The 14,307-nt window shown below is 58.8% G+C and carries 8 protein-coding genes and 3 rRNA genes (1 of these 11 running past the window's edge); 5 read left to right on the top strand and 6 right to left on the bottom strand.

Going from position 1 to position 14,307, the window contains the following annotated elements; genetic code table 11:
- The 3 genes from C4Q27_RS10890 to rrf (C4Q27_RS10880) form a co-directional block, all read left to right on the top strand.
- Positions 1–1,783, top strand: a 23S ribosomal RNA gene (locus tag C4Q27_RS10890); it begins 1,110 nt to the left of the window's first position.
- A 130-nt stretch (positions 1,784–1,913) separates the two neighbouring features.
- Positions 1,914–2,029, top strand: a 5S ribosomal RNA gene (gene rrf / locus C4Q27_RS10885).
- A gap of 109 nt (positions 2,030–2,138) precedes the next feature.
- A 5S ribosomal RNA gene (gene rrf / locus C4Q27_RS10880) occupies positions 2,139–2,254 on the top strand.
- 66 nt (positions 2,255–2,320) lie between these two features.
- Here the strand turns inward: rrf (C4Q27_RS10880) and C4Q27_RS10875 are convergent.
- The 4 genes from C4Q27_RS10875 to C4Q27_RS10860 form a co-directional block, all read right to left on the bottom strand.
- Positions 2,321–4,735, bottom strand: a complete 2,415-nt coding sequence (locus tag C4Q27_RS10875) for a TonB-dependent siderophore receptor (RefSeq protein WP_064492506.1) — start codon at positions 4,733–4,735, stop codon at positions 2,321–2,323.
- Positions 4,736–4,900: 165 nt separating this feature from the next.
- Positions 4,901–5,857, bottom strand: a complete 957-nt coding sequence (locus C4Q27_RS10870) for a FecR family protein (RefSeq protein ID WP_104886835.1) — start codon at positions 5,855–5,857, stop codon at positions 4,901–4,903.
- Between the two features lie 4 nt (positions 5,858–5,861).
- Positions 5,862–6,365, bottom strand: coding sequence for a sigma-70 family RNA polymerase sigma factor (locus C4Q27_RS10865; protein WP_064492508.1), 504 nt, complete (start codon positions 6,363–6,365; stop codon positions 5,862–5,864).
- Positions 6,366–6,471: 106 nt separating this feature from the next.
- Entirely contained in the window at positions 6,472–7,161 is a 690-nt protein-coding gene (locus C4Q27_RS10860) for a GntR family transcriptional regulator (protein ID WP_064492509.1), read from the bottom strand.
- 203 nt (positions 7,162–7,364) lie between these two features.
- Here C4Q27_RS10860 and lapG point away from each other — a divergent pair, with 203 nt between their 5' ends.
- Together lapG and lapD are read left to right on the top strand one after the other, a co-directional pair.
- Positions 7,365–8,126, top strand: a complete 762-nt coding sequence (gene lapG / locus C4Q27_RS10855) for a cysteine protease LapG (RefSeq protein ID WP_172835033.1) — start codon at positions 7,365–7,367, stop codon at positions 8,124–8,126.
- Positions 8,127–8,136: 10 nt separating this feature from the next.
- On the top strand, positions 8,137–10,083 hold the full coding sequence (gene lapD / locus C4Q27_RS10850; protein WP_010951554.1) for a cyclic di-GMP receptor LapD: 1,947 nt from the start codon (positions 8,137–8,139) through the stop codon (positions 10,081–10,083).
- A gap of 156 nt (positions 10,084–10,239) precedes the next feature.
- On the opposite strand, the gene C4Q27_RS10845 is transcribed toward lapD, so the two are convergent.
- Positions 10,240–11,598: an HlyD family type I secretion periplasmic adaptor subunit gene (locus C4Q27_RS10845; protein ID WP_177410035.1), complete on the bottom strand. Its 1,359-nt coding sequence runs from the start codon at positions 11,596–11,598 to the stop codon at positions 10,240–10,242.
- Between the two features lie 7 nt (positions 11,599–11,605).
- Positions 11,606–13,762 carry a type I secretion system permease/ATPase gene (locus C4Q27_RS10840; protein WP_003256004.1) on the bottom strand — a complete coding sequence of 719 codons (2,157 nt, stop codon included), beginning with the start codon at positions 13,760–13,762 and terminating at the stop codon, positions 11,606–11,608.
- Between the last annotated feature and the right edge of the window lie 545 nt (positions 13,763–14,307).

Here is a 14,307-nt window from a genome sequence, read left to right as displayed (position 1 = left end):
GCGCGGAAGATGTAACGGGGCTCAAACCATGCACCGAAGCTACGGGTATCATCTTACGATGATGCGGTAGAGGAGCGTTCTGTAAGCCTGTGAAGGTGAGTTGAGAAGCTTGCTGGAGGTATCAGAAGTGCGAATGCTGACATGAGTAACGACAATGCGAGTGAAAAACTCGCACGCCGAAAGACCAAGGTTTCCTGCGCAACGTTAATCGACGCAGGGTTAGTCGGTCCCTAAGGCGAGGCTGAAAAGCGTAGTCGATGGAAAACAGGTTAATATTCCTGTACTTCCAGTTATTGCGATGGAGGGACGGAGAAGGTTAGGCCAGCCTGGCGTTGGTTGTCCAGGTTTAAGGTGGTAGGCTGAAATCTTAGGCAAATCCGGGATTTCAAGGCCGAGAGCTGATGACGAGTTGCCTTTAGGCGACGAAGTGGTTGATACCATGCTTCCAAGAAAAGCTCCTAAGCTTCAGATAACTGGGAACCGTACCCCAAACCGACACAGGTGGTTAGGTAGAGAATACCAAGGCGCTTGAGAGAACTCGGGTGAAGGAACTAGGCAAAATGGCACCGTAACTTCGGGAGAAGGTGCGCCGGCGAGGGTGAAGGACTTGCTCCGTAAGCCCATGCCGGTCGAAGATACCAGGCCGCTGCGACTGTTTATTAAAAACACAGCACTCTGCAAACACGAAAGTGGACGTATAGGGTGTGACGCCTGCCCGGTGCCGGAAGGTTAATTGATGGGGTTAGCGCAAGCGAAGCTCTTGATCGAAGCCCCGGTAAACGGCGGCCGTAACTATAACGGTCCTAAGGTAGCGAAATTCCTTGTCGGGTAAGTTCCGACCTGCACGAATGGCGTAACGATGGCGGCGCTGTCTCCACCCGAGACTCAGTGAAATTGAAATCGCTGTGAAGATGCAGTGTATCCGCGGCTAGACGGAAAGACCCCGTGAACCTTTACTATAGCTTTGCACTGGACTTTGAATTTGCTTGTGTAGGATAGGTGGGAGGCTTTGAAGTGGGGACGCCAGTTCTCATGGAGCCATCCTTGAAATACCACCCTGGCAACTTTGAGGTTCTAACTCAGGTCCGTTATCCGGATCGAGGACAGTGTATGGTGGGTAGTTTGACTGGGGCGGTCTCCTCCCAAAGAGTAACGGAGGAGTACGAAGGTGCGCTCAGACCGGTCGGAAATCGGTCGTAGAGTATAAAGGCAAAAGCGCGCTTGACTGCGAGACAAACACGTCGAGCAGGTACGAAAGTAGGTCTTAGTGATCCGGTGGTTCTGTATGGAAGGGCCATCGCTCAACGGATAAAAGGTACTCCGGGGATAACAGGCTGATACCGCCCAAGAGTTCATATCGACGGCGGTGTTTGGCACCTCGATGTCGGCTCATCACATCCTGGGGCTGAAGCCGGTCCCAAGGGTATGGCTGTTCGCCATTTAAAGTGGTACGCGAGCTGGGTTTAGAACGTCGTGAGACAGTTCGGTCCCTATCTGCCGTGGACGTTTGAGATTTGAGAGGGGCTGCTCCTAGTACGAGAGGACCGGAGTGGACGAACCTCTGGTGTTCCGGTTGTCACGCCAGTGGCATTGCCGGGTAGCTATGTTCGGAAGAGATAACCGCTGAAAGCATCTAAGCGGGAAACTTGCCTCAAGATGAGATCTCACTGGGATCTTGAATCCCCTAAAGGGCCGTCGAAGACTACGACGTTGATAGGTTGGGTGTGTAAGCGCTGTGAGGCGTTGAGCTAACCAATACTAATTGCCCGTGAGGCTTGACCATATAACACCCAAGCAATCTGCTACGCAGATTGTGGTGGTGAAGACGAAAGACCCGAAAATTCGTAAGACCACAAATATCGCATATCCGAATTCGCTGGGCTGTCCATCTGGACATTCTGGCAACAGAATTTCTTGACGACCATAGAGCATTGGAACCACCTGATCCCATCCCGAACTCAGTAGTGAAACGATGCATCGCCGATGGTAGTGTGGGGTTTCCCCATGTGAGAGTAGGTCATCGTCAAGATTCATTTCGCAAAACCCCTATCTGCGCATGCAGGTAGGGGTTTTGTCTTTAAGTAGGAACTACAGAGATTCGCAGGCGCGTCCGAGAGACGGGCCAGCACACAGAATTTCTTGACGACCATAGAGCATTGGAACCACCTGATCCCATCCCGAACTCAGCAGTGAAACGATGCATCGCCGATGGTAGTGTGGGGTTTCCCCATGTGAGAGTAGGTCATCGTCAAGATTCAAACCCAAAGCCCCTGTCTGCGATGCAGACAGGGGCTTTGTCTTTTCCGGGTTTCAATATCGGTTAGAACTGATAGCTGACCGTGGCGCTCACATTGCGCTCTTCACCCATGTAGCAGTAGTTCAGGCTGGCACATGAGGTGATGTAGCTTTCATTGGTAAGGTTGTTGGCGTTCAAGCGCACATCCACACCCGTCAGGCCGACCTTGCCCAGGTCATAGCCGATCGAGGCGTCGAACAGGGTGTAGGAAGGCACCTTCATGCTGTTTTCCGCATCGACCCAGCTGTACCCCACATATCGCACCCCACCGCCCAGCCGCAGGCCATCCAGTGCCCCCTGGCGGAAGTTATAGTCGGCCCACAGCGAGAGCATCTGTTTCGGCGCCTGAGTCGGCGAATTACCCTTGTTGTCCAAGTTGCCCGACACAAGGCTCGGCATTGACTTCGAATACTCGATATCGGTGAAGGTATAGCCACCCAGCAGTTTGAGGCTGTCGGTCAGTTGCACATGGGCCTCCAGCTCCAGCCCTTGCGAGCGGACTTCACCGACAGGGCGGTAGAAGTCTTCGTCAGGCTGTTTAGACGCCAAATTCTCCTGCTCGATGCGGAACACCGATGCGGTGAACAGGTTGTCGCTCCCTGGTGGCTGATATTTGATGCCGGCTTCCCACTGAGTGCCCTCCGTCGGTGCCAGCGGCCGGCCTTGCTGGTCGGACACGGTGTTCGGGTTGAACGACTCCGAGTAGCTGATGTAGGGCGCAATGCCGTTCTCGAACAGGTAGAGCACTCCAGCCCGGGAGGTGAACCTGGAGCGTTGATCACTGACCTTGCTGTCGCTGTCACGGTTCTCTTCGGACACCTTCACCCAGTCCTGGCGCAGTCCCAAGGAAAAGCGCCACTGGTCCAGCTCCACCAGATCCTGCAGGTACACACCCGTTTGTTGCAAACGCCGCTGGTAGCGGTTCTCGCCCAGTACCTGAAGGTTGCCATTGCCGTACTGCGGATTGCCAGCATCCAGCGGGTCGACGGTGCCATAACGCCATGTCACGTCGGCTTTGCGCCGCTGGTAGTCAGCCCCCAAGAGCAGGGTGTGCTTGGCGGCCCCAGTAAAAAACTCTGCCTGCAGCATGTTATCAATGATGTATGAATGCAGACGCTCGTCGCCGCCGGTATAGGCGCGGTTTAGCATGTTGCTGTCAACATCTGCCCAGCCGGCGGCGTACACCTGGTCCATCGACACGTCGGAATCCTGATAACGGAAGTTCTGCCGCGCGGTGAAAACATCATTGAAGCGGTGCTCAAACTGGTAACTGAAGGATTGCTGCGTGCGCTCGTAGTTGTCGATGCTCGGCTCGCCTTCGAAGAAATGGTCTGACAGGCGAAAACCGTTGCGTTTGTGCAGCATGCCGTCTGCAGGGTTGCCGCCGTGGTACCCACCGTTAGGGTCGTGCTGCAAATAGGCCTGCAGCGTGAGTGAGGTGTCTTCGGTGAAGTCGACACTGATAGCAGGGGCGATGGCGTAACGTTCTTCCTTGTTGTGGTCGAACTGAGTGTCGGAAGCATCCGCCAAACCCGTCAGGCGATACGCAATGCGTTTGTCGTCATCCACAGGACCACTGAAGTCGAAGCCCACGCCACGCTGGCCCTGAGTACCTACCGTGGCCTGAACCTGATGGTAAGGGGCAAAGAGTGGCTTCTTGGTGGTCAGGGCTACCAGGCCACCCGGCGAGCTTCGTCCGTACAGTACCGAAGACGGTCCCTTGAGAATGTCGATGCGCTCAAGGAAGTATGGGTCTACCTGCATTGTGCTGTAGGTGCCGTTGTCTCCCATTGACTTGAGCCCATCGACGTAGATGTTGTCCACCGAACCGTCGTTGAAGCCGCGCATGGCTACATAGTCATAGCGATGAGTGGCACCGTACGGGTTGGTCAGTACTCCAGGCGTGTAGCGCATGGCTTGGGCAACGGTCTGAGAGCCCTGATCATCCATTTGCTGGCGAGTAACCACCGAGACCGATTGGGATGTCTCCACCAAGGGCATGCTGGTCTTGGTCGCCACCTGGCTGTGCGTGGCGTTGTAACCCTCCATGCTGCCCAGTGCGTTGCCGAGGGAGAAACTACGGATGTCGGTGTCTGGCAATGCCAGGGCAGCGTTCTGACGCTGTGCCTGCAGCACATAGTTACGTCCCCCCTGGCTGACGGCTTCCAGTCCGCTGCCATTTAGCAACTGGCGCAGCGCCTGATCGGCTGTGTACTGCCCCTGCAGTCCGTTGGAATGCAGGCCATCGGTCAGCTGAGGCGTGCTCGATAGGGTGATCCCGGCCTGGCGAGCGATTGTGTTGAGCACGTCGGTCAGTTGGCCAGCTGGTATTGCATAGTGTTGGCTCACTTCGGCTGTGTCGGCCGCAACGGAAAGTTGCGGAACAGTTGCCAGGCCCAGGGCGGTACCAAACAGAACAGCCCGGATGGCATGGCGCAAGTGAGCTGATTGCAGGACTGGACGAAAATCATTCGGGCTGAAAGTGTGGGTTAACACCGGGTTGGTAGACATGAAGGGTCCGTTAAAGTGTCGAGGGCAGAAAGTGTTGCTTACTGTCCTAGCCGGACCTGGATTCAAAACCCGCCAGAAATCGATAACGCCTTATCAGGTGATGCTCTCTACATGCACCCACCAGCGTGTACGTCGACGAAGTCGTACGGGCAACGTCTGCGGTAGCAGCCGAAGCAGTTGTTCCGGGTCTTCGAGGCGGAACACCCCCGACAGGCGCAGGTCGGCAATATCATTGCTGCAGCCCAGGTAACCATGGCGATAGCGGCTGACCTGCGCGAGGAAGTTGGAGAGGCGCATGTCCTGAGTGACGATCAACCCTTCAGTCCAGGCCATCGCATCCATCTCCATGTGCGCGAGCCGTTGCGCACCTTGAGCATCCAGGCGCCAGTTCTGGCCACCTTCGATCCACTGAAGTTGGCCAGCACCAGGCCGGTGTATCGCCACTTTGCCGTGGCTGACGCTGACACGTGTGCAGTCGCTATCCTGATAGGCCACAAAGCGTCCTTCGAAGCCTTCAAGCAGCGCGTCGCGGGTTTGTACCAGCAGGGGTTGCCGGGGGTTGCAGTTGATCATCAATTCCCCATGCTTCAGGCGGACCAGGCGCTGTTGATCATGGAAGGCCAGGTCCACGGCACTGCAGGTATTGAGTTGCATCAGTGAGCCATCGGGCAGGGTGAAAACGCGTCGCTCGCCCGTGCCGGTGGCATAGTCTGACGCCCAGGCACTCACAGTATCGAGGTCTTTGGCCAGCCAGCTCGCTGATCCTGCCATGACAACGCCGCCAAGCAGCTTCAGCGCCTGTCGACGGCGCAGGCGCTGCTGGCTGGTTTCCAGTGTCTGCAATGCCAGCCCGGCACCCGGGATAGCGCGCAGGTCGAGGTCCTTATGAAGGTGAACCATACGCTGCCAGGCCTGTTCGTTTTCGTGGTGGCTGCTGCGCCATTGCGCGCACTGTTGTTGCAGAGCTGGATCGTGCCCGCTCTCACGCAGCCGCAGCATCCACTGAATGGCCTGCCTGACCGTTTTTGTATCAGGGCGTGCGACGGTCATGGATTCAGCAGTCGTCTTCATAGCGCAGCACGTAGCAGTGATAGAGCGCATCGGCGATGTAGCGCTCAACGGTGCGCACGGAGATCCCCATCTGTTCGGCGATGGCCTGATGCTTCAGCCCCTCGCATTGAGCCAGCAGGAATGCGCGACGTACCTTGGGTTTGAGGCCGTCGAGCATGCGTGCAATACGTTCAAGCAATTCCAGCAGCAGCTCGCGGGTCTCGACTGAGGGGACCAGTGCTTCCGGCACATGGGCCAAAGCCTCCAGGTAGGCCCTGTGCAGTTCCTCGCGGCGCCAAAGATCGATCACCAACCCACGCGCTACCGTGCGCAGGAAGGCCCTGGGAGCATTCAGCTGCAATTGTTCACGACGCTGTAGCAAGCGGACGAAGGTATCCTGGGCGAGGTCAGCCGCATCGGCTGCGTTGCCGAGCTTGCTACGCAGCCAGGTATGCAACCAGCCGTGGTGGTCACTGTAGAGCGTTTGCACGGAATCGTTGCTGGGCATGGAGGAGGGCGCCGGCATCAATGGACGTTAATGATAATTAGTCTCATTGTTGGCGGAGCAAGATTAATTTGCAACCCATCAATTAACGCGTAAAGCCGGTAATGGGCTAACGCCCCAATTGCGTATCCAGGTAATTGCGGATCACCCGCGCCCCGCCATTGAGGTGCCGTTCCAGCACCGCTACCGCTTCGTCCACCAGCTTGTCGCTGGCGGCATCTACCAGTGCGTTGTGATCGTCCTGAGTGAGCTTGCCCAGGCCCATGGACGAAAGATGGAAGCGCAGGAAGCGTTCTTCCTCGTTCAGTTCGTTCTCGATAAGGCGCAGTAGTTTCTTGTTCGGCGCCTTGCTGTACAGCGCCATGTGGAGCAGGCGGTTGAGGCGGCCAATTTCGGTGTGGCTGGTCTCGTTCTCCAGTTGCTGGATATACCCGCGGGCGCTGGCGATGTCGCTGGCATCAAGCAGCGGGATAGACTGGCGCAGCGCCTCGCTCTCGAGCAATACGCGAAGGGCATAGGTGTCCACTGCATCCTCGCCGATCAGCGGTGCAACGACGGCGCCCTTGTGCATCTCCACTTTCAACAGGGATTGCGCTTCGAGCTGGCGCAGGGCCTCGCGCACGGGCATGCGACTGACGCCGTACAAGGTGGCGAGCTCTTGTTGGCGAACTGCAGTACCAGGCGGCAAGCGACCATCGAGAATGGCGCTGCGCAGGCGTTCTTCGATCACGCCACGGGCCTGATGCGGCAACAACTGCTCGCTGGCCAGCACATTGCTCAATTTGATTTTCTTGGCCACGCGACGCCTGCCTCAACGATGACTATATTGGATCCAATTAAACTAGTAACAGCTTGTGAGGGTGTCAAACCTGCACCCACACTGGTACGGGCGCCCCAAAAGCGCGGCTATGGTGGAGGAAGTCGCACGTCAAAGGAAGCTGCCTATAGAAAGATGTAAGCAGAAAGTATAGGCGGGCTGACAGCCGGGTGCGTGATTGCAGGGTGCCATTGTCTTTTGCGGTGGCAAGCCCCACCATCGCTGCTTTCGACTGGTCTGAACAGGGCTTCGCAGTGGCGATATCCTGGTTGCTCAAAACCGTAGTGCGATATGTCGGCTTTGCCGTGCTGCTGGGCAGTCTTCTGCTGGGCGGCTTGCACGCGGATTGGGATTTCTCCCAGATCAGCCGCAAGTCGCAGGCTCTGTACGGCCCACTAGGTGCCGGGCAGGGTCGCATCGATGCCTGGCAGAGCCTGATGGCCACGCAGAAGCAGGGTACCGAGCTTGAAAGGTTGCAAGTGGTCAACCGCTTCTTCAACCAGCAATTGCGGTATGTCGAGGATATCGATCTGTGGCATGAGGTCGACTACTGGGCCACACCTGTGCAGGCACTGATCAAAGGTGCAGGGGACTGCGAGGATTACGCCATCGCCAAATATTTCAGTCTACGGCGCATGGGAATCCCCAGCGAGAAACTGCGCATCACCTACGTCAAGGCGCTGCGGCAGAACCGGGCACACATGGTCCTGACCTATTATTCAAGCCCACAGGCCCAGCCTTTGGTGCTGGACAGTCTGATGGATGCCATAAAGCCGGCAAGCCAGCGTACCGACTTGCTGCCGGTGTACGCCTTCAATGGCGAGGGGTTGTGGCTGACGGGCGCGGCAGGGAACAAGAAGGTTGGTGATACCAAGCGGCTGTCACGCTGGCAGGATTTGTTGAAGAAAATGCAGGCCGAAGGGTTCCCGGCCGAGCCGGTTTACTGAAGGAGCACAGATGTCACTGTTCAAACAATTGCTGTTGGCCATTTGCCTGTTCCTGGTGGTCGCCTTCAGTGGCAGTTTCATGGTCAGCCTGGAAAGCTCGCGCAGCCAGTACGTCAACCAGCTGCGCTCGCACGCCCAGGATGCGGCCACCGCGCTGGCGCTTTCGCTGACGCCGAATATCGACGACCCAGCGATGGTCGAGCTGATGGTCAGCTCGATTTTCGACAGTGGTTACTATGCAAGCATCAAGGTCGTCGACCTGGGTTCCAACGCCGTGCTGGTGGAGCGTCACGCCGAGCCAGACCCTGGCGGTGTGCCGCTTTGGTTCGTGCGCCTGATCGGCCTCGAGGCCGCCGGCGGCGATGCAATCGTCAGTCGTGGCTGGCAGCAGGCAGCGCGCGTTGAAGTGATCAGCCACCCGATGTTCGCCATTGCCAAGCTTTGGCAAAGCGCCTTGGGCAGCCTGGGTTGGTTGCTGTTGTGCGGTGCGGCCAGTGCCGTGCTCGGTGCTTTGCTGTTGCGCCGCCAGTTGAGGCCGCTGGACTACATGGTCGAGCAATCCCACGCTATTGCCCGCCGCGAATTCCTCAGCCTGCCAGAGTTGCCACGCACGCCGGAGCTACGCCGCGTAGTGCAAGCGATGAACCAGATGGTCGAGAAACTCAAAGCCCTGTTCACCGAGCAGGCCGAGCGCAGTGAGCGGCTGCGTGCGGAGTCCTACCAGGACAGCCTGACCGGGCTGTCGAACCGCCGCTATTTTGAAATGCAGCTGAACAATCGGGTAAGCAACCTGGAAGACGCGCGCGCCGGTTACCTGCTGTTGCTGCGGGTTCAGGGCCTGGCTGGCCTGAACGCCCGCCTTGGCGGCCAGCGTACCGACCAGTTGTTGCAAGCGGTAGGTGAACAGCTGCGTCGTACTTGTGCCAGCTACCCGGAAACCAACGACCTCATTTCCCGCAGCCGCGGCGGCGAGTTTGCAGTGCTGGCACCGGGCATGGTGCATGAGGAGGCAGTACACCTTGCCCAGGCTCTGGAGGCAACGTTGCAGAGCCTGCACGAAACGGGGGCCAGTGATATCGACCCGGTGGCTTGTATAGGCCTGGCGCCATTCAGCCCTGGTGATTCACCCCAGGCATTGCTGAAGCTGGCCGACGAGGCTCTGGCCCGCGCTGAGAACCAGCCAACGCCGGGCTGGGTATGCCTTGAGCAAGGTGTTGCGGCGGTTGCTGCAGATAGCCAGCATGCCTGGCACGAACGGCTCGACCAGGCGTTCATCAATGGGCATTTCGAGTTGTTCTTCCAGCCAGTGATAGAGTGCGCTTCCTCGCAACGGGTACTGCACCACAAAGTTATTTCGCGTTTGCGCGATGGCCAGGGCGAGGCCTTGCCGGCGGGCCGCTTCCTGCCTTGGCTGGAGCGCTTCGGCTGGATGCCGCGGCTGGATGTGCTGGTGCTGGAGAAAGTGTTGGCGCACCTGCGAGGGCATGACCAGGTGCTGGCGTTGAACCTGTCCGCCGCCACCCTGGCCGACCCCAAGGCCCTTCAGCGCGTTTTCGAGCTGCTGGGCCAGAATGCGGCGCTCGGTCCGCGGCTGGTTTTTGAAATTGGCGAGGAGCAGTTGCCTGAGCAGGCAGCGTTGGAGCAACTCACCCGGCGCCTGCATGGGCTTGGCTTCGGGTTGGCTTTGCAACGCTTCGGTGGGCGCTTCAGCATGATTGGCAACCTGGCGCATTTGGGCCTGGCGTACCTGAAGATTGACGGCAGTTACATCCGCAACATCGATCATGAGCAGCACAAGCGGCTGTTCATCGAAGCGATCCAGCGTGCGGCGCATAGCATCGACCTGCCGCTGATTGCCGAGCGAGTCGAGACGGAAGGGGAGCGGTTGGTGTTGCTGGAGATGGGAGTAGGCGGGATTCAGGGGCAACTGGTGGGCGAGCCTGCGCCTTGGCGCTGAATGGCCTCCCGCGTGCGGCTGTAGGCGTGGGCTAGAGCCGCAAAAGGGCCGCGTAGCGGCCCCCAGGTTCACGTAGCGATTTGCAGGGCTGCTTGTACAGCCCTGTCGCGACATGAGGCCGCTCCTAAAGCAATGGCGAAACCTGCAGGTTGGCTATCACCGCTCGCGCAGCGCCTCCGAGCGCGCCTTCATGATCGGCTTGAGCAGGTAGCTCATGATGGTTTTCTTGCCTGTCATGATGTCCACCGTCGCCACCATCCCCGGAATGATCAGCAGTGGCTTCTCGTCAGTCCCCAGGTGGCTGCGATCAGTGCGCAGCTTGATCAGGTAATACGTAGTCTTCTTGTCTTCATCGGTAATGGTGTCGGCGCCAATCTGCTCCAGCTTGGCCTTTAGCCCACCGTAGATGGTGTAGTCATACGCGGTGAACTTGACCGTCGCTTCCTGGCCAGGGTGCAGGAAGGCGATGTCTTTGGGCAAAATCTTCGCCTCGATGACCAGCGTGTCGTCCAGTGGCACGACTTCGAGGATATCGCTGCCTGGCTGGATTACCCCGCCAATGGTGTTCACCAGCAGTTGCTTGACGATACCGCGTACGGGCGAAGTGACCAGTGTGCGGCTCACCCGGTCGTCCAGCGCCTTGCTGGTGGCGGTAGCCTTGTTCAGTTCGGTGCGTGCCTCGTTCAGCTGGGTCAGCGCTTCGCTTCGGAACTTGCCACGTGTCTCTTCGATCTTGCTTTGCACCTCGCGGATCGCCGCCTCTGCGCGCGGGATCGCCAGCGCAGTGGAATCCAGCTGACCGCGGTTTTCCACTTCAGCACGGCGCAGGCGCAGCACTTCAACCTGGGAAATCGCGCCGGTTGCCACCAGCGGTTCGGACATGCTGATTTCCTTGCGCAGCAGCTCAAGGCTGTTGGCGTACTGGGTGCGTTTGGAGCTGTATTCGCGCAACTCCTGCTGGCGTTGGACCAACTGCTGCTGCAGGCCGCCAATTTCGTCCTGCAGTTGCTGGCGCCGGCTCTGGTACAGCGACTCTTCACTGGCCGCCTGGTTTGGCGCGGCTTTACGCAGCTTTTCGTCGATAATCAGCGGGCGGTCCTCTACCTCGGCACTCAAACGTTCGACTCGCAGGGCCATGGCCAGGCGGTCAGCCTCGGTTTCACCAACGTTGGAGGCGAAGCGGGTTTCATCCAGGCGCAGCAATGGCTGGCCCACTTCGACGATCTGCCCCTCCTTGGCGAAGATTTCGGCGACGATGCCGCCCTCCAGGTTCTGGATCTTCTGCACCTTGGAAGACGGAATGGCCTTGCCTTCACCCCGCGTAACTTCGTCGATGGGCGCAACGCTGGCCCATACAATCAAGAACACGAAGAACAGGATCACGCCCCAGATGGTCAGCCGCACCACCCGCGGTGCATCTTCGATCAGGGCTTTGTTTACCTCGGGCAGCGGCTGGCCGCCAAGCGAGTCGCTGCCTTTGAAATAGCGCCGCAGGCCGTCCTTGAACTGCCCCATATCCAGCTTATGCAACACTGATCTGCCCCTTCTTCAGTGCATCCATGACCGCGGCTTTCGGGCCGTCGGCGACAATCTGCCCGCGATCGATCACGATCAGCCGGTCTACCAGCGACAGCAACGAGGCACGGTGCGTGACCAGCAGTACCGTCTTGCCCTCCACCACCGCTTGCAGGCGCTGCTTGAGGCGTTCTTCACCGGTGTTGTCCATGGCGCTGGTCGGCTCGTCCAGCAGCAGGATCTGCGGGTTGAGCAGCAGCGCACGGCCCAAGGCGACGTTCTGCCGCTGGCCGCCGGACAGGTTCTGCCCGCGTTCACCCACTTGCAGCTCGTAGCCGTCGGGGTGCAGCCGGGCGAATTCATGTACGCCCGCCAGTTCAGCGGCCTGCAGGATCAATTCGTCCTCGATGTAGCGGGCGCCGCTGACCAGGTTGTCACGCAAGGTGCCGGCCAGCAGCTGGATGTCCTGTGGGACGTAGCCGATGTTGTGGCGCAGTTCGCTGACATCAATCTGGCGAATGTCGACGCCATCGACCAGCAGCGAGCCACCATCGGCCTCGTACAGGCCGACAATGAGCTTGGCCAGCGAGCTCTTGCCCGAGCCGCTGCGACCGATGATGCCGACCTTCTCGCCAGGGCGAATGGTCAGGTTGATATTCTTCAGGGCCAGGTTCTGCTGGTTCGGATAAGTGAAGTCGACACCGCGGAACTCGACGCTGCCCTGTAGCACCTTGCGGCTCAGCGGGCGTTCTTCGAAGTTGCGCTCTTGCGGCAGATCCATCATGTGGTCGGTGGAGACCATGGTTACCTTGGCTTGCTGGTAGCGGGCCAGCAGGCCATTGAGCTGGCCCAGTGGGCCGAGGGCGCGGCCGCTGAGCATGTAGCAAGCCACCAGGCCGCCCATGCTCAGGTTGCCGTCGATGATCAGGTACACGCCGACGCAGATCATTGCCACGCCTGCCAGTTGCTGGATCAGCAGGGTGATGTTCATCGCCAGGCTCGACAGCACTTTCACGCGCAGTTCCAGCCTGCTCAGGGTGCCGAGGGTTTGCTCCCACATGTACTGGCGTTCGCTTTCGGCGTTGTTGACCTTTACCGCATCCAGACCCGCCAGGGTTTCGATCAGGCTGGACTGGCGCTCTGATGCCAAAGCCATGGTCCGCTCCATGGTCGCCATCAGTGGCCGTTGCAGGGCGTAGCCGATGCCCAGAGCCAGCGGGAAAGCGATGATCGGTATCCACACCAGGTGCCCGCCAATGATGGCGATGACGATCAAAATCAGGATGGTAAAGGGCAGGTCGATCAAGCTGGTCAGGGTCAGCGAGGCGAGGAAGTCGCGCAGGCCCTGGAACTCGTGAATGTTCTGGGCAAAGCTGCCGACCCGCGCCGGCCGGTACTTCATCGACATGCCGACGATACGTTCAAACAGCGTTGCCGAGATGATCAGGTCGGTCTTCTTGCCTGCCAGGTCCAGGCACAGGCCGCGAAGGCCTTTGAGGATCAGGTCGAAGATATACGCGCCGGCGATACCGATGGCCAATACCCAGAGCGTCGAGGTGGCCTGGTTTGGCACCACCCGGTCATACACGTTCATCACGAACAGCGGCGCGGCCAAGGCGATCAGGTTGATCACCAGGCTGGCGGCGATGGCGTCGATATACAACCACTTGCTGCGCAGCAGGGTGTCGCGGAACCACGACTTCGCTCGTGGGATGAGGTTGCCGTGGTTGACATCGAACTTGTGCTGCGGCTGCGCGAAGAACACGCGGCCGCTGTAGTCGCTTAGCAGTGCTTCGCGGCTGACATGCACCTCGCCACCGTCGCTCTCGCTGAGTAGCAGGCGCGCGGTGTCATCGTTCTCCCAGCCGAGCAGGACGGCGCTGCGGCCCTCCTTGAGCAGCAGCATGGCCGGCATGGCGATACTCGGGATCTGCTCCAGCTTTCGCTGAAGCAGGCGCCCCTGCAGGCCAGCCCGGGCCGCGGCGCGCGGCAGCAGTTCAGGGCTCAGGCGCTGGGCGGGTAGCGGTAGGCCTGTTGTCAGCATGACCCGGCTGGCGGGCTTCTGGTGCAGGACACACAGGCTCAGCAGACTATCCAGCAGGGGATCGTCATGCTGACTGCGTGGATCGTGGCTGAGTTGGACTCGACTGACTTCGGATTCCACGCGGCGCTCTCTTCATCCTTGTGGTGGGTGGGGTGGGTGTGCCGTCGTTAAGGTCAGGCCGGCTCACCCTGGCTTTCTTTGGTGCTGCAAAGCTGTGCTGATAAGGGTTATCACGCCCTGGTGCTGGAGCAGCTGGCCAATGTTCGCCTTGAATCGGTGTTGAGTAAACAATTCTACGTGCTTCATTTTCACCAGACTTAGCGGGGCAATGATTGTTTCATTTTTGATCCAGCCATCATCCGGCTTGTTGCAGCATAGCCTGCCACTCAGCCAAGGCATGCAAGGGCTTTGGGTTCCAGCTTAGTCACTGTCAGTAAACAGGCGCTGGTTTGTTGGCGCATATCTGTGGCTTGTTAGTCAGAATTCATCTATAGAGTGCGGATCCTTGCCTTTCTTGCATTCAATATCCGCAAGCGATTTTCAATGATCGGGATACCATTATTCACGCACTCGTACGTCATCTCTTTGATTTGCGACACATAGCTGCTTGTGACTCGCGCAGCGTTGGAAGCCTGGTGGGCCTCGGGTGAGCAAGCGCCCCGGCT

The sequence above is a fragment of the Pseudomonas sp. SWI36 genome (assembly GCF_002948105.1).
Taxonomy (GTDB): Bacteria; Pseudomonadota; Gammaproteobacteria; order Pseudomonadales; family Pseudomonadaceae; genus Aquipseudomonas; species Aquipseudomonas alloputida.
Note: the sequence above shows the minus strand (reverse complement) of the source record. Positions and strands in the feature narration are given on the sequence as shown.

Coding starts and splice junctions, on each gene's coding strand:
- C4Q27_RS10870 (WP_104886835.1), bottom strand. CDS start 5,857: ATGACCGTCGCACGCCCTGATACAAAAACGGTCAGGCAGGCCATTCAG.
- C4Q27_RS10865 (WP_064492508.1), bottom strand. CDS start 6,365: ATGCCCAGCAACGATTCCGTGCAAACGCTCTACAGTGACCACCACGGC.
- lapD (WP_010951554.1), top strand. CDS start 8,137: ATGTCACTGTTCAAACAATTGCTGTTGGCCATTTGCCTGTTCCTGGTG.
- C4Q27_RS10845 (WP_177410035.1), bottom strand. CDS start 11,598: ATGGGGCAGTTCAAGGACGGCCTGCGGCGCTATTTCAAAGGCAGCGAC.